The sequence below is a fragment of the Levilactobacillus fujinensis genome (assembly GCF_003946335.1).
GTDB classification, from domain to species: domain Bacteria; phylum Bacillota; class Bacilli; order Lactobacillales; family Lactobacillaceae; genus Levilactobacillus; species Levilactobacillus fujinensis.
The window spans coordinates 24,952-41,251 of record NZ_RHNX01000027.1 but is presented as its reverse complement, the minus strand read 5'-3'; the positions used below and the strand labels follow the sequence as shown (position 1 = coordinate 41,251).

Genomic DNA, 16,300 nt, shown 5'->3' with positions numbered 1-16,300 from the left:
TTATTCTAATGATAAACAAAAAATCTGTCATCATTAATAGATAAAAATCTATTACCAACAACAGATATTGTAGAACCGTTTAAATTCAAGTAACGTCCCCGGATGCAGGTCTGGGGGCGTTTTTGTGTATAAGAGAAAAGAGAGTGGAGCGAGGCGGTTAGCTCCTGAGCATTAGTGAAAATAAAAGTTTCTCATTCGGCTATGCCGAACAGGAGCTTTTATTGTTACTAAGCGGAGGGAGCTGCCTCGTGGAACTCGTTTCGGAGGTTGCCAGTATCGGGATCTCAGTGCGAGAACAAATCCAAGCACTAAGCCAGTATGAAACCACAATGAGCCATCGCCGGACAAGGTGCCGAGTATATTGTTCATTAATTATAGGAAGCACCACGCAGCGTGGACGCGTATTTTCAAAAACACGTGCTTTCAGCGACAATTCACGTCAGTTAATGACATTCTTGGTGATTAACTGGCAAAAGCAGCAGCTGACTAAGTCTAAACCGATCACTATTTACTAAAATCGGCAGCTTTTAGGCCAAAAATCTAGTCAATCTGGTTTTCGTTAAAACTGGTCAGTCATGACTAATTTTTTAGATAATCTCTTGGTTACCCGCAATCGTGAACATATTAGGTTGTAAATGTTTCAGCGTTATTAACCACATTACGGTTTGTCATTTAAGTCAGTTTTTCTTAATCAGGGTGTAACGTCCTGACAACTCCGATGTAACGTCCACAGGTTATGATAGGTCTCGTTAAGTAATTGATAGACAAATCAGCTTCACTAATTAAAAGGAGGACGTTCATTTTTATGAATATCAAAAAAGTTTTAGTTTCTACGTTAGGTACTGTTGCTGTGTTAGGTGCAGGATTCTTTGCTAGCACCACTTCCGCTAACGCCGACGTCCGGGTAACGGTGAAGTCAGGAGACACGGTCGCTAAGATTGCTAATCAATATAAATCAAGTGTTTCGGCCATTGAAAAGGCCAACAGCTTAAAGAATGTTAACTTAATCTACGTCGGTGAATCCTTGACGATTCCAGATTCAACCACGTCAACGACTACGACCGCCGCAACAACTAATTCAGCAACAACTGGGTCAACACAGACGACGAACAACTACAGTAGTCAAAAGAGTACGGGGACTAGCACGTACAGTGGTCAGTCAACTTCTGCTTCCACTGGGACCACAACTAGCGCTACAACGTCATCTACCACGTCTAGCTCCGATTCTTCAGCGAAGTCTTGGATTGCCAACAAGGAGTCTGGTGGCTCTTACACGGCTTCTAACGGGAACTATTACGGGAAATATCAACTGACTAAGTCGCTTTTAAATGGGGACTACTCAGCTGCCAACCAGGAAAAGGTTGCTAATTCGTATGTGACTTCACGTTATGGCTCATGGGCTGCAGCCAAGTCCTTCTGGCAAGCAAACGGTTGGTACTAAACCGACTCGTTTAATCAGTTTGGTAAGTTAGCTAAAAAAATAAGATTATGAAACGACGGTGTTTCCTCTGAGGAGGACCGTCGTTTTTTGCTGGTATCAAGCGTTTTTTGACACCATTCAGCAAAAAGTGGGGTGGGCTGTCACGGTTCTGTAACATTCGGACAACTAGACTGTAACCTGAAAAGGTTATGATATTCTTAATAAATCCGTTAGGGGGAACCACGTTGAAGCTCAAGACATTCTTTATGGTTATTGTCATGGTCGTTTCCATGGCTCTACCTAGCGCCACTGGTGTGATTGGTACCACGACTGCAGATGCAAGTGTGAAGTACGTTTGCACGCTGACTAAGAAAGAAAAGAAAGCTAAGGCTTGGATCGCAGGAAAAGAGTCTGGCGGTAATTATCGCGCACGTAACGGTCGTTATTACGGGAAATACCAATTGACTGTTTCAATGCTGCACGGTGACTACAGTAAGTCGAATCAAGAAAAGACGGCTGATAATTATGCTCATAATCGGTACGGTTCTTGGCAGGGTGCGAAACGTCACTGGTTAGGCTACGGTTGGTTCTAAATTTAAAATTAATGGGTCCGAGATGAAAATCCTCGGGCTTTTTTGTTGTTTATAATTAAATTAATAAGGAGTTTCAAGCGTAAACGAACTTTTTCTTGAAAACGGTTACATTTTTCTTTAGACTAGGAGATAAGTCAAATGGGAGGAGTAACACTAATCATGGCAAAAACATTGGCAATTAATGCAGGCAGTTCCACGCTAAAATGGAAATTATTTTCTATGCCGGAAGAAACCGTTATCGCATCGGGGATGGTCGATCGGCTGAATCTTCCAGGGTCGATCTTTAAGGTCAAGTTACCAGATGGTAAGAAGATCGTCGACACACAGGATAACATTACCAATGAGCTTGCAGCGGCGATGGTTTTGACGCGGTTGAAATCTTACGGTATCGTGAAGCATTTGAGCGAAATTACCGGTGTTGGTCATCGAATCGTTGCGGGTGGTGAAGTCTTTAAGGATTCCGCGGTCATCACACCGATCGTACTGAAGCAGATCATGGAACTAAAGGACTACGCGCCGTTGCACAATCCAGTTCAAGCGTATTACATTGAAGTTTTTCAGCAATTATTGCCGGAAGCAAAACAGGTTGCCGTATTTGACACCTCACTGTACGCTGAGATGCCTGCGGTCAATTACATGTATAGTATTCCATATGAGTACTACGATAAGCTGGGTGCACGAAAATATGGCGCTCACGGGACGAGCCATCGTTATGTGGCCCACCGAACGGCTGAGATTTTAGGGAAACCCCTGAAAGATTTAAAATTAATTACATTACATTTAGGATCCGGTTCGTCGATTACGGCATTTGATCATGGTCAAGCACTGGATACGTCCATGGGCTTCACGCCATTAGCAGGGGTCATGATGGGCACGCGTTCTGGTGATATCGACGCCTCATTGGTCGCCTTTTTAGCGGAAAAATTAGGGAAAACAATGCCAGAAATGATTGCTATTTTGAATCATAAGTCTGGTCTGCTAGGAATTTCCGAACTGTCACCAGACCAGCGAGACCTTGAAAAGACACAGGACGAACGTCCAAAATCCAAGCTGGCTTTGGAAATGTTTGTGAACCGCGTCGTCCGGTACGTCGGCAGTTACATTGCTGAATTAAATGGTGTGGACGCTATCGTGTTTACAGCGGGTTCCGGTGAAAATGGTGTGGAAATGCGTCAAGCCATTGCGGATAAACTTGATTACTTTGGTATTGCAATTGACCCTGCTAAGAACGATTTTCGTGGCGAGGAACACATTGTTAGTCCAGACGGTGGGCGCGTGAAGGTACTGGTTGTGCCCACGAACGAAGAGCTCATGATTGTTCGCGATGTGGAACGATTGACGAAATAGCCGATTAAAAAATCACACCCCAACTACCAACGATGGTGGACGGGGTGTGATTTTTTTTGATTTAAGTCGTACGTTATGGACTCGGGGGAGCCAACGTATGTTCAGCATACCGGATACTTTAGGAAATTGCGAGCATTATGATGCTGTACTAATTAGGGGCAGAAAGGTCTTAGGCACAGATAGCTAGAGACCGTAAAGGCCGCGTGGGGTGATGGGTTAGGCAGGTTTGATTATTAATGATGCTTCAGTCAAAAGTGGGTCGTTAGGCTAACGCCAGGTTAGCTCATGTGGAGGTCACGTCGGCGATAGCCAAGCCAACCGACGATGACGAGAACAATGGCCAGGACAACCATCCAACTGAAGGTGGTCCAGTTCATCTCATGTTGTGGTACGCGGGGCATCCAGCCCGAGGGAGCAAGATTTTTGACCCAGGCGGGCAACTTTAATAGACTTCCCATGTAGACACTGATGAAGCCTAGGGCGAGATAGAACCAGCTGAGGGCTTTGAGTCGTGGCCAGCAGCCGACAAGGAGAACGCTGAGCGCCAAGAACACCCAAATTTCGGGGAGCTGAGCCCAGATACCTTGCCAAAACTCGCTGGCACTGATACCGTCCTGGACGTGCTTCAGGCTGGCATCGCCCATGACGACAATGCCGCCTAGTCCGCCAATATAAGCAAGGGTACTGGTGATAAAGGCAGTGCCGACGTAACTAAAGAGTAATCGCGTGCGACTAAGTGGTCGTGCGTAGAGGGCCTCGAGCCAGCCACGAGTCTCATCGCTGTGTAGCTTTAAAATCAGTTGCATGCCAGGAATGACGGCCACGGCCGCCATGATAATGGCTAGTAGCGAAGTAAAGCTGAGTAACACCTTATGGTTGGCTTCATGGACCATGGCTGTGCCAAAGACCTGTTGCATGGTCGGATTAGTTTTAAGGATATCGCCAATGGTGTTGAATACCGTTCCATAAGCGACACCAAAGATAATAATACCAACGATCCAGCCGATAATGACATTTCGTTGCCGCCGCCAAATCAGGGAAAGCGGACCACGAAGAAAGATTGAGGCAGTTCGGCGGCCTGGTCGTGTCGTGATGGCACCGGCACCAAGGTCACGGTGATTATTAGCTAGTACGGCTAGTTCTGCCAGAACGAGAGCCGATAATAAGCTTAGCCAAATGGGTGTCCAATTTGGCTGATTGTAAGGTGCCAATTTTTCGACCCAACCGAGTGGTGACCACCAAGTTAGATGGGGATGTTGCACATCGGTAATCATCCGCGCGAGATAACTGAGACCAAACAGACTGTAGGCTAAGCCAGTGGCGCCAGCTGAATGGTCAGCCAACTGAGCGGTCAATAGGCCAAGGATCCCAAAAAGGAGGCCGGTGCTAGCCAAGCCTAGACCAATCAGCCAGTCTCCTTCGATAGAGGCCCCGGGCATGTTAGCGGCGGTTAGTCCCAGACTATAAAGAATACCCAGAAAACCATTTATGAGGACTAATTCAGTGGCAGCGGCGGCTAGTGGCGCTGCCGTACCAACGGCGTGTGCCCGGACGAGCTCAGTGATGCCAAGATCTTCTTCATAACGAGTTGCGTGAATACTTAATGCTAGGTTCATGACGACCTGAATAAGCGCCATGAAGAGTAACATTTCATTCGCAAATATTTCGGCAGTGGTAACTTTACCAGTAAAGGAGAAGGCACCAAACATGGCGACAATACCAGGACTAGCTAGGGTCCCTTTAATGGCCGCAATTTCGGATTGCGTGCCGTAAATGCCTTCAAATTTCCAAGCAACACTGGTCATCAGAGCAGCAAGGAGAATGACCCACATGAGGATTCGGAACCGGTCGCGGCGTAAATTCAACCGAATCAGTTGACCAGTACGTCCGTAACGTGACATGATGATCACTCCTTTCCCGTGTAGTAGTGCATGAAGAGGTCTTCAAGGGTTGGTGGGGTGCTCTGTAGCGCGATGACCTGATGTTGCGAAAGGGCATCTATGACGGTACTGAGCTGCGCGTCTTCGACGGAGAACTGCCATTCATGTGGTTGATGACCTGCGGTGACGCCATGAGTACCGGCTAGAGTCGTGACGTCAAAGTCATCGCCTAACGTGACGGTAATCATCGTCCGGGTCAAGTGGCGCATTTCGGCTAAGCTGCCGGTTTCAATGATTTTTCCTTCGCGAATAATACCGATGCGGTCACACATGCGTTCAACTTCAGAGAGAATATGGCTGGAGAGTAAGACCGCTTTTCCACGGGTCTTAAGATCTAAGACGGCTTCTTGGAAGATACGTTCGTTCAATGGGTCTAGCCCGGAAGTGGGTTCATCGAAAATATAAAAATCGGCATCTTGCGAAAAGGCGGCAATGAGAGCAACTTTTTGCCGGTTCCCTTTGGAGTAAGTCCGGGCTTTCTTCGTCGGATCTAGACCAAACCGCTTGATAAGGTCATCGGTCTTGGCGGAGTGGGCGGTTCCGTTCATTTTAAGGAGGAGATCAATAATCTCTCCACCAGTCAGATTAGGCCAGAGGTAGACGTCGCCGGGAACATAGGCTAGGCGTTGATGAATGCTAACGCTATCAGACCAAACATTTTGGCCAAAGACAGTGGCGGTTCCACCACTGGCACGGATGATACCGAGTAGAACCCGGATAGTTGTTGATTTTCCAGCACCGTTTGGTCCAATAAAGCCAAAGACCTCACCGGGGCGGACATCAAAGGTGATATCCTTTAATGCTTGAAAGTGACCGAACTTTTTCTGGAGATGATTAATTTGAAGTACAGGATTTGTCATAAGCAATCCCCTCCTCACAGTTTTAAAATCGTTTACATCGTAAGCCCAGTAGATACGAAAGTCAACGAAAAGGTGAACTATTTTTCTGAAATAGTTCACTAAAATTAAAAGCGCAAGTGTTTTGCGGTATGATAAACTTAAGAACGATTAGTCATTAAGTTAGCGAGGGTGGTGGAACAAGTGGCAACCAATCAAGAGCGTAAGGTCCAACAGCGACAACGAATCTTGGAAGCAGCCATCAAGTTATTCACTCGAGATGGGTTTAAAGGAACGCACATCACGACGGTGGCTAAGGAAGCGGGAGTGTCACAGGTGACCCTCTATAAGTACTTTGATAGCAAGCTCGTACTCGGGCAGCAGGTTATAATTGAAATGATTATTCAAGGCTATGCCAGCTTCCAGAAGCTAATTGATGATGACACGGTACCATTTCAGGATATTGTCAAGGCTATGATGGCAAATAAGGTTAAACTGAGTGATGCAATTCATCCGGATTTTTATCAATTCGTGATTGATGAGATGCGAGGTGACTATCGAAGTAGCGCGGTTAAGCAGACCTATGAAGCCGGTGAAAAGAAGTTCTGGGATACTGTGGTCGCTCGCGGTCGGGCAGCCGGTATGATCAATCCCGATATTTCCGATGAGGCATTATTGTTGTACTTGCATATGTACGTGACATATTTTAGTACGGCTGATATTCCACCGAAAAAGTATCAACGATTGATCGATCAACTCATGCATTTGTTTTTTTATGGATTTGCTGGCGGCCCAATGTCGTCGCCAAAGTCGCAACCAACCGATCAGGAGGATGAAAAATGACAGACAAAGCAGTATTAGGAGCAGTACGGCAGTTTTCACAATCTAAAATGGGAAATGATGAAACGGGCCATGGGTTCGACCATATTCAGCGTGTCGTGGGCTTGGCAGACCGTATTGGACAGTCATATCCAGAAGCTGACCGGCTTGAGACCCTAACGGCGGCCTATCTACATGACGTTATCGATGAAAAATTAGTTACGGACACTGTCGCGGCTAGTAAAGAGGTTCGTCAGTTCCTGATTGACCAAGGGTTTACGACGGTGCAGATTGATACCGTATTTTTAATCATGGATAACATGTCTTACCATAAGACGCTTGATGGGACGGCTAAACCACTACCATTAGAAGGACAAATCGTTCAGGATGCCGATCGGCTAGATGCGATTGGGGCCATTGGCATTTCACGAGCAATCTACTTTGGGGGACATTTCGGCGAAAAAATTTATGATCCGGCCGTAAAGCCCCGAACCGAAATGACACATGCGGAGTATCGTAATCTCGATAACGAGACGATTATTAATCATTTTTACGAGAAGCTCCTGACCCTAAAGGACTTAATGAATACAACGGCAGCTAAAAAACTAGCCGAACATCGGCAACAAGTGATGCTAGATTTTCTAATCGAATATGAGGCCGAATGGAACGCGGAAGCTTGAGCAACCGCGTTTTTTTAAATTTAATCATGCATTTTCGGTCTAAAATGCGTATGATGGAAAGTAATGCTAATTAAGAGAGAAGAGAGATTCAGATGCAAACAGTGACTCAGCCTGAGAAGGTACCGAGAAAAAATTTAATTGCGATCTTTGCGATTGCCTTGATGGCATTCTTAGGGATTCTGGTAGAAACGTCAATGAACGTGGCGTTTCCAGCGCTAATGAAACAAATGCAGGTGTCATTGAACACGGTGCAATGGATCACGACAGGCTATCTTCTAATGGTGGCGTTGCTCATGATTACATCGGCCTTTCTAAAGCAACGTTTTACGAACAAGCAGTTATTCGTGGCCGCCGCAATGGCTTTTATTTTAGGAGATTTAATCTGTGCGCTCGCAACCAACTTTCCGATTTTGTTGATTGGTCGATTGATTCAAGCGGGTTGTGCGGGGATTGCTATCCCATTGATGTTTAACATTGTCGTAGAAAGTGTTCCACGATCCCGTTTAGGTTTCTATATGGGGATGGCGGGCTTGATCTTAATGATTGCACCAGCTAGTGGGCCTACTTTTGGCGGTATCATGGTTTATCTAGCAAATTGGCGAATGATTTTTTGGTCAACCTTGCCAGTTGAAGCGTTGATTTTGATTTTGGGGTTAACGGCCATTAAGCAGTTTTCACCCATAAAGCAAGTTCGGTTTAATTGGCTCCAGTTTATCCTACTGGCAGTGGCCTTCATTAGTTTTACATTAGGGGTCAACAGTGTTTCTTCAGCTGGTATTTTAAGTTGGAAATTTTTGGGTGGTGTCATTCTAGCCATAGCTGCTATTCTGCTGTATATTCAGGTGTCACGGCGTAGCGAACAACAATTGTTGAAGTTGGAAATCTTTAGGAATCCGGTGTTTACTTATAGTTTCTTTGCTTACGTTATCCTCCAATTCTGTAATATTGGAATTAACTTTGCGTTGCCAAATTATGCGCAAATCGTGGTTGGGGCGACATCTCTAATTGGGGGCCTGATGTTGCTGCCAGGTAGTTTGATTACGGCAATTTTGCAGCCATGGTTCGGTCATTTGTTGGATGAACATGGTGCGCGGCTGCCGATTTTGCTGGGCAGTAGTCTCTTTTTAGTTGCTGCGCTGATCTTTACGGTGTTTGGGCGCAACCTCAGTGTCGTTTTAATTTCGGCCATGTATGTTTTGTTCAGTATCGGCCGGTCGATGGCGTTCAGTAATACGTTAACGAATGGGTTAAAAGAAGTTGACATGAGTCAGCGGGCGGACGCGAATGCCATTTATAATACCGGACAGCAGTTTGCCGGGTCACTTGGAACAACGATTCTGGCGGCGTTGATGTCTTCCGTGAAGGTGAGCGGGATGTCTTATGCCCATGAGACGGCAATTGGAAGTCAATTGGCCTTTGGCTTGATCTTTGTTCTGAGCATCCTGAACTTTGGTTTTTATTTTATTGTTTTCCGTTATCAAAAGAATGATAAGTAATTGTAGGGGTTTCGTCAGGCTGGCGAGACGCCTTTTTTTAGGTAGTCGAGAAAAATGTCGAAATATTTGGTAAGCTAACGGGTGAAGTGAATTTTACTAATGGGAGTAGGTAGGAATGAAAGTAAAGCGACTGTTTTGGGGAGTACTGGCATTCATCACAATAATTGGATTAACGGCTTGTGGTCAATCAGCAGCGCCAGGTTATCAGGCGAAGAAGACGATTCGGACGGGGAAACTGCGAGCCACGACTTTTGCACTAGTCTCTAGTGCAGAGAACTCCAGCCTGAATTACCGTCAGCAATACCGGTACATCGAGGATATTGGGGATGGACGTGGCTATACGGCAGGAATCATTGGATTTACGTCGGCGACGGGTGACTTACGGACAGTGGTCCAACGGTATGTGCGCTTAAAACCGCACAACAATCGATTAAGAAAATATTTACCTGCGTTACGACGCGTCAACGGAACGGCTTCGCATCGCGGGCTTGGTCAACGTTTTGTGAGTGATTGGCATCACGCGGCAAAGGATGTTCAGATGCGTCACGCTCAGGACGCAGTTGTTGACCAGGAATATTTACGGCCTGTCCTACGAGCAGCACAAAAGGATGACTTGAGTCCATTGGGACAATATATCTATTACGATGCCATGGTCGTTCATGGGCCGGGACAAGACGCTAGTAGTTTTGGCGGCATTCGTCGCCGGGCGCTCAAGTTGGCCCGCTCGCCGAAACAGGGTGGCAATCAGGCAACGTACTTAAAGACTTTCTTGAAAGTTAGAACTCGTGTCATGCAGCAGGAAAAGGCGCACAAAGATCTATCCCGCTTAAACGTTCAACGTCAATTTATCAATGACCAGAATTATCGATTGGCTCGTCCCTTACACTGGAAAATGTACGGTGATTCTTACTATCTAAAGTAGGACTCCTCAAAAAGCATTGTCGTTGGACAGTGTTTTTTAGTGTCTCAAGGGGTTATCCCACGTCTGACTCTAAATCTAGCTGCTGTAATGCCGCGGGGAGTGAGCCCGTTTCCCAGAGATAATTGAGCTCAAGTAGTTGCGCGTAGCGGTCCTTACTCATGACGACCACGCTGTGTTTTGCCGGCAGCCTAATTTCGATTGCTTGCTGAGTTGCGGCAACTTGATGAAGAAGTTGCTTCGTGTGTGCATGAAGCTTAGCGAGTTGGTAGGTTTTCAATGGAATCCTCCTGGATGATGACTGGGCGTCTTTGACAGTAATCGTAGTATAGCAGGTTTTATCAGCGCTGAACAGAACAAATGTTCGTATTGAAACTTTGATAAGTCGCGCGGCTAACCGGCGCTAAGTGAATGTCTCTTTAAATTTATTACTTTATAAACGAAAATACATTTATGATTAGAATATTGACATTCTATTTTAATTATAGTTTAATTATTTTTAAGCATCTATGAGGGATGAGGAGGCGTCTATGTGGCGGATTATATTCAAGAACTTCGAAAAAAAGTTGGTAATAGTCCGGTAATTTTAACCTTTGCTGGTGGAATTTTAGTCGATCATCGACACAGAATTTTACTACAAAAGCGGTCAGATTTTAATCGTTGGGGATTACCTGGAGGTGCACTAGAATTTGGCGAAAGTGCACAGGAAGCCTGTGTCCGTGAATTCAAAGAAGAAACGGGGCTGATGGTTGCAATTACTGGACTTTTGGGCATTTCGTCTAATCAGATTCAGCGGTATCCCAATGGCGATATTGCCCAAGCAGTGGTCGTCACTTTTGCTGTCGAACGACTGGGTGGTCACTTACGACCCGATTACGATGAGACGTTGGCATTGACCTACTTTTCAGCTGCCGAGTTACCACCCATGTTAAACGCGCAACATGAAGATGCGGTGCAAAATTTTTTCTCCGGCAGTTATCCATGGTACGACTAAAAAGACGTCATCAGGATCACCTGACCACGCCTTTTTCATCTATTTTTAATGTTCTTTGATCTGTAATCCCAAGCGAACCAACAAATTGGTAAATAACGAAACCAGCAACGCGTAACTCAAGACCACCGCTAGGAGAATAATGGCGGCTGTGATGAATTTTAAAAAGCCACTGGCCAAGTTGCCCATGGTCAAGAGGACCGTTATAGCCGTCATAATAATGACAAAACCAATCAGTCCAATGCGGGAATTCGCGAAATCTGCCGTGCTGAGGTCGAAGCCGCCAATGCTGATATTAAGCGATAGCAAAATCATTACCGTCCAGCGGATTACGGGGTGATTGTCACCACCAATACTCTGAAAGAAGCCGGACCAGTCAAGGCTAAAGGGATCAGCGATGAGGGTCAACATCCCTTGAAAGAGACTGGGAATCAACGCTGCCGTCAGCGCGAGCAGGACCAGTGCGCAACCAAAAATAGGTGCAACACCAATAAAGAGGTTGCCGATAACTTGGTACCAATTACGTTGATTCCAGGTGTGATTGACGTAGCCCAAGGCTAAATCAGGCTGACCATCCGCACCGGATCGATTAGGATGAGGTCGTTTAACTAAACGAACCTTATCGATCCGGTGACCAAATAAAATGGCCGTCAATAGGTGACTTAATTCGTGAAAAAAGATGCCAATAAACCCGAGGTAAAGTTCACTATTAATACCAAAACCATTGGCTAAGAACTTTTTGGTGTCACGATTCAAGTAGGTCAGCAACGTCACGAACGCAAAGGGAATCACTAAGAGGTCAAGGCCAACGATCCCTAAGTTTTTAAAGATCAAATTGAGGTCCGTATTCATGGCCCTTACTCCAGCAGGTCGGTGAACGTGCCGTGAACCAACCCAGCCAGTGCGGTGGCATCGAGTTCGACGGAACGACCGATCTGGCCGGAGGAAACTAGAATAGTGCCTTGTTCTTGGGCGGTAGTATCGAAGTAAATTGGAAAATGGTTCTTTTCCCAAATACCGACAGGGGTGTTGGCACCGTGTTCGTAACCCGTCGTTTTTACCAGGTCTTTTAGCGGAACCATATCGACCTTTTTATTACCGGAGGCCTTGGCCAACTTTTTCTCGTCGAGATGTTCGTCGATTGGCAGGACACCAACTACGGGACCGGTCGTGGGACCACTAAGGACTAACGTTTTGTAGATGTGGTGTTCATCAACATCTTCATGATCGACCTCAAGCTGGGCCACATCACCCTTGGTGTGGGTCGCAAACTCAAATTGTTTATATGTGATCTTATTTTTATCAAGGATCTGTTCAACTAAAGTCTTATGCAGGCGTTTGTCTTTTTTCTTTTTGGCCATAAAAATCACCTTTCAAAATTAGAATTAATGTTTACTGTCCGTGTACTACCGGTCATTGTAACGGATTTATTCGGTAAATAATCCGGGAGTCATCACTCGAATAGAACTGTATGTCGATTATAAAAATATAAATTGGACCGCACTTTAAAAATAAATGGGACGGTTGTTTTCCAGTAAAAGAAGACACCGCCGCTAAAACCTGTTATACTCTACTCACAGAGAATGTCTAGTTGAAGAGTTTATGAGGAGATATCATGGCAGATTTAGTCTATCGACAGGTGATGCGGGACTTAAAGCAGCGCATCCATCAAAATGAATTTCCCAACAAGCGGCTACCTGACGAGCGGAGCCTTAGCGAAGCCTACGGAGTTAGTCGTAGCTCAGTCAAGCGCGCACTCAGTGTTTTAGCCAATCAGGGAATTATTTTTAAAAAGCGTGGGTCAGGCACCTTTATTAATCCATTATATATGAAAAACCAAACTATTTTTCAATATGAAGGGTCAAATCTGGGAATTACTGACAGTATGAAGTCGGCCGGCACAACGCCTGGTATTCGGCTCCTGAATTTTAACGTGGTCCCAGCAAGTAAGGAAATTCAGCAGGACCTCTTCTTAGCAGAAGGGGATTTCGTTTACGAGATCAAACGGTTGCGGTTGTTTGAGGATAAGCCTTTTATGATTGAGACTGGCTATATTCCGATTAAGATTGCGCCAAACTTGTCACAAAAAACCGTGGCGGATTCTATTTTTAATTATTTGGAGAGTCAGGGTAAGGTCGTCACCAAGTCCTTCATGTCGATCCAGGCCCAACCTTCGACAGCGGACGATCAAGAGCTGCTTAATTTGAAGCCGGTAGAACCCGTAGGCATCATGGAAGGTATTTTCTTCTTGGATGATGGGACACCATTTGAGGTTTCTAACATGCGGCTACACTATCAATATTTGAACTATAACACCTTTGTTTCATTAGATGAAGAATAAGCACCATGCAGCGGCTGCCCTCGGGTGGCCGCTTTTTTGAGTCGTTTGCTAGTATAGCAATTCAACGGATTTTAGCCAAGTTAGACGATTAAGTGTGAGGCTCAGAGAACAGTACGCAAATCGGCGTAGATTAGTTGGCAATTACCGATAATTTCAGAATGATTAGCGACCTAAATCTATTTGGGCCTTCTTTTTATAAATTGATACGGTCCAATTTATAAAAAGGTTGACTTTTCTGTAAAACGGCCTATCATAGGGACTGTAAAAGTCATCCCGGTATTCATTACGAGATAAATTTTACACATTTTCTATCAACTAGATTATGCAGTTACGAATTCAAAGAAGGAGTGTTAATTACATGGCAAATACAGACTTCGACTCCAAGGCATACTTGGAAGGCGTTGACAAGTACTGGCGTGCAGCGAACTACCTGTCAGTTGGACAGTTATTCTTGCGTGACAACCCATTATTGAAGCGTGACTTAACCTCTGATGATGTAAAGATTAAGCCAATTGGTCACTGGGGAACGATTGTTTCTCAAAACTTTATCTATGCTCACTTAAACCGGGCCATTTTAAAGTACAACTTGAACATGTTCTACATTGAAGGTTCAGGTCACGGTGGTCAAGTTATGGTTTCTAACTCATATCTTGATGGTAGTTACAGTGAAATTTATCCAAACATTTCCGAAGACGAAGAAGGTTTGAAGCGTTTATTCAAACAATTCTCCTTCCCAGGCGGTGTTGCCTCTCATGCCGCACCTGAAACACCAGGTTCTATCCACGAAGGTGGGGAACTTGGTTACAGCCTTTCTCATGGGACTGGTGCTATCTTAGATAACCCAGACGTCATTGCCGCTGTTGAAATTGGTGATGGGGAAGCTGAAACTGGTCCTTTGGCTGCTTCATGGTTCTCAGACAAGTTTATTAACCCTATCAAGGATGGTGCGGTATTACCAATCATCAACATGAACGGGTTCAAGATTTCTAACCCAACTATCCTGTCACGGATGTCTGATGAAGACTTAACGAAGTACTTCCAAGGCATGGGCTGGGATCCACACTTTGTTGAAACCGATGGCTCAGACCATATGAAGGCTCATGAAGACATGGCTAAGGTCATGGACGAAGTGATCCCTGAAATCAAGAACATTCAGAAGAATGCGCGTGACAACAACGACGATTCATTACCAGTATGGCCAATGATCATTGTTCGCTCACCTAAGGGTTGGACTGGTCCTAAGAAGGACTTAGATGGTAACCCTATCGAAGGCTCCTTCCGTGCGCACCAAGTGCCAATTCCTGTTGACGCCGGCGACATGGAACACGTTGACATGCTCACTGACTGGTTGAAGTCTTACAAGCCAGAAGAATTATTTAACGAAGATGGCTCGCTTAAAGCTGACGTCCGTGCAATGGCACCTAAGGGTGAACAACGGATGGCTATGAACCCAATCACAAATGGTGGGATCAAGCCAGAACCATTGAAGTTGCCTGACTACAAGAAGTATGCCGTTGATACGACTGAACATGGCAAGACGATTGCCCAAGATATGTTGGTTTGGGCTGACTACTTGGCTGACGTTATGAAGTTGAATCCAGATACGTTCCGTGGCTTTGGTCCTGACGAAACTAAGTCTAACCGGCTTTACGCTGCGTTGGATTACGGTAAGCGTCAATGGATGGAAGACATTCATGAACCAAACGACGAAAACATGGCGCACTCTGGCCGAATCATTGATTCACAACTTTCCGAACACCAAGCTGAAGGTTGGTTGGAAGGTTACGTTCTGACTGGTCGTCATGGTTACTTCGCAACTTACGAATCATTTGGTCGCGTTGTGGATTCAATGTTGACCCAACACTTCAAGTGGTTGCGTAAGGCTGCTGAACAAGACTGGCGTCATGACTATCCATCATTGAACTTCGTGGATACGTCAACTGTCTTCCAGCAAGATCATAACGGTTACACCCACCAAGATCCTGGGATGTTGACCCATTTGGCTGAAAAGAAGCCTGCCTTTATCCGTGAATACTTGCCAGCCGATGCGAACACCTTGTTAGCCGTCGGTGATGTTGCATTCCGGAGCCGCGAAAAGATCAACTTGATTGTGACGTCTAAGCACCCACGTCCACAATGGTTCTCCATTGATGAAGCCACTAACCTGGTTCACAATGGTTTGGGCTACGTTGACTGGGCATCTACTGACCAAGGTCAAGAACCTGATATCGTCTTCGCTGCAGCTGGTACTGAACCAACTTGGGAATCATTAGCCGCAATTTCATTATTGCATGACGAATTCCCTGAAATGAAGATGCGCTTCATCAACGTTGTTGACCTGTTGAAGTTGCGTTCACCTAAGTTGGATCCTCGTGGGATTTCTGACGAAGAATTCGACCGTCTGTTCACGACGGACAAACCAGTTATCTTTGCCTTCCATGGCTTTGAAGACTTGGTTAAGGATCTCTTCTTCGATCGTCACAACCACAACTTACACGTTCATGGTTACCGTGAAAACGGTGATATCACCACGCCATTTGATATGCGTGTCTTGAACCATTTGGACCGTTACCACTTGGCTAAGGAAGCCGTTAGCGATATTGATGCGTACGCCGTTAAGGGTGCTTACTTTATCCAGCGGATGGACGACATGGTTGCTAAGCACAATGCTTACATCCGTGAGGTTGGGACCGATTTGCCAGAAGTTAACGCTTGGCAATGGAAGCCACTGAAGTAATTCATTAATACTTTGATTAAAAATAGGAGCACGTTACTGGCCATTGCGGCCGGGAGCGTGCTCCTTTTTGGGATGTGGTGTTTGAAATGGACATATACAATTTGAGCCGGAGGGTGGCTATTTTCACTAATTTTGCCGTGATGATTCCTACTGTCGCAAGAGTAAGGTGAATAGTTTGGCT

15 protein-coding genes are annotated in these 16,300 nt (G+C 45.5%); 10 read left to right on the top strand and 5 right to left on the bottom strand.

Going from position 1 to position 16,300, the window contains the following annotated elements; translation table 11 throughout:
* The first annotated feature begins 805 nt into the window (after positions 1 to 805).
* From apf to EKM89_RS10020, 3 genes are all read left to right on the top strand, one after another.
* A complete protein-coding gene (apf, locus tag EKM89_RS10030) occupies positions 806 to 1,441 on the top strand; it encodes an aggregation-promoting factor (RefSeq protein WP_125688192.1) in 636 nt (211 codons plus the stop codon).
* A gap of 224 nt (positions 1,442 to 1,665) precedes the next feature.
* Positions 1,666 to 2,013, top strand: a complete 348-nt coding sequence (locus EKM89_RS10025; RefSeq protein ID WP_125688190.1) for an aggregation-promoting factor C-terminal-like domain-containing protein — start codon at positions 1,666 to 1,668, stop codon at positions 2,011 to 2,013.
* A 159-nt stretch (positions 2,014 to 2,172) separates the two neighbouring features.
* A complete protein-coding gene (locus EKM89_RS10020; RefSeq protein ID WP_125688188.1) occupies positions 2,173 to 3,360 on the top strand; it encodes an acetate/propionate family kinase in 1,188 nt (395 codons plus the stop codon).
* A gap of 278 nt (positions 3,361 to 3,638) precedes the next feature.
* Here EKM89_RS10020 and EKM89_RS10015 read toward each other — a convergent pair whose 3' ends face one another.
* Positions 3,639 to 5,261 (bottom strand): ABC transporter permease, encoded by a 1,623-nt coding sequence (locus tag EKM89_RS10015; RefSeq protein WP_125688186.1) that lies wholly within the window; start codon positions 5,259 to 5,261, stop codon positions 3,639 to 3,641.
* A gap of 5 nt (positions 5,262 to 5,266) precedes the next feature.
* Positions 5,267 to 6,160 (bottom strand): ABC transporter ATP-binding protein, encoded by an 894-nt coding sequence (locus EKM89_RS10010; protein WP_125688184.1) that lies wholly within the window; start codon positions 6,158 to 6,160, stop codon positions 5,267 to 5,269.
* A 180-nt stretch (positions 6,161 to 6,340) separates the two neighbouring features.
* On the opposite strand from EKM89_RS10010, the gene EKM89_RS10005 reads away from it, so the two are divergent.
* The 4 genes from EKM89_RS10005 (at position 6,341) to EKM89_RS09990 (ending at position 10,053) form a co-directional block, all read left to right on the top strand.
* Positions 6,341 to 6,979, top strand: a complete 639-nt coding sequence (locus tag EKM89_RS10005) for a TetR/AcrR family transcriptional regulator (RefSeq protein ID WP_164510565.1) — start codon at positions 6,341 to 6,343, stop codon at positions 6,977 to 6,979.
* Positions 6,976 to 7,635: an HD domain-containing protein gene (locus EKM89_RS10000; protein ID WP_125688180.1), complete on the top strand. Its 660-nt coding sequence runs from the start codon at positions 6,976 to 6,978 to the stop codon at positions 7,633 to 7,635. The genes EKM89_RS10005 and EKM89_RS10000 overlap by 4 nt, the downstream gene beginning before the upstream one ends.
* Positions 7,636 to 7,721: 86 nt before the next feature.
* The gene (locus EKM89_RS09995; RefSeq protein ID WP_382333255.1) at positions 7,722 to 9,131 is read left to right on the top strand and encodes an MFS transporter; all 1,410 of its coding nucleotides are present in this window, start codon (positions 7,722 to 7,724) and stop codon (positions 9,129 to 9,131) included.
* 115 nt (positions 9,132 to 9,246) lie between these two features.
* The gene (locus EKM89_RS09990) at positions 9,247 to 10,053 is read left to right on the top strand and encodes a chitosanase (RefSeq protein ID WP_125688176.1); all 807 of its coding nucleotides are present in this window, start codon (positions 9,247 to 9,249) and stop codon (positions 10,051 to 10,053) included.
* A gap of 52 nt (positions 10,054 to 10,105) precedes the next feature.
* On the opposite strand, the gene EKM89_RS09985 is transcribed toward EKM89_RS09990, so the two are convergent.
* Positions 10,106 to 10,330 carry a type II toxin-antitoxin system Phd/YefM family antitoxin gene (locus tag EKM89_RS09985; protein ID WP_125688174.1) on the bottom strand — a complete coding sequence of 75 codons (225 nt, stop codon included), beginning with the start codon at positions 10,328 to 10,330 and terminating at the stop codon, positions 10,106 to 10,108.
* 252 nt (positions 10,331 to 10,582) lie between these two features.
* On the opposite strand from EKM89_RS09985, the gene EKM89_RS09980 reads away from it, so the two are divergent.
* Positions 10,583 to 11,044, top strand: coding sequence for an NUDIX hydrolase (locus EKM89_RS09980; protein ID WP_125688172.1), 462 nt, complete (start codon positions 10,583 to 10,585; stop codon positions 11,042 to 11,044).
* Between the two features lie 45 nt (positions 11,045 to 11,089).
* Here the strand turns inward: EKM89_RS09980 and EKM89_RS09975 are convergent, their stop codons facing one another.
* Together EKM89_RS09975 and ybaK are read right to left on the bottom strand one after the other, a co-directional pair.
* Entirely contained in the window at positions 11,090 to 11,893 is an 804-nt protein-coding gene (locus EKM89_RS09975) for a hypothetical protein (protein WP_125688170.1), read from the bottom strand.
* Positions 11,894 to 11,898: 5 nt separating this feature from the next.
* Positions 11,899 to 12,402 (bottom strand): Cys-tRNA(Pro) deacylase, encoded by a 504-nt coding sequence (gene ybaK, locus EKM89_RS09970; RefSeq protein WP_125688168.1) that lies wholly within the window; start codon positions 12,400 to 12,402, stop codon positions 11,899 to 11,901.
* A gap of 254 nt (positions 12,403 to 12,656) precedes the next feature.
* On the opposite strand from ybaK, the gene EKM89_RS09965 reads away from it, so the two are divergent.
* Positions 12,657 to 13,382 carry a GntR family transcriptional regulator gene (locus tag EKM89_RS09965; RefSeq protein WP_048734019.1) on the top strand — a complete coding sequence of 242 codons (726 nt, stop codon included), beginning with the start codon at positions 12,657 to 12,659 and terminating at the stop codon, positions 13,380 to 13,382.
* 358 nt (positions 13,383 to 13,740) lie between these two features.
* Positions 13,741 to 16,119, top strand: coding sequence for a phosphoketolase family protein (locus EKM89_RS09960; protein ID WP_125688165.1), 2,379 nt, complete (start codon positions 13,741 to 13,743; stop codon positions 16,117 to 16,119).
* The last annotated feature ends 181 nt before the right edge of the window (positions 16,120 to 16,300 follow it).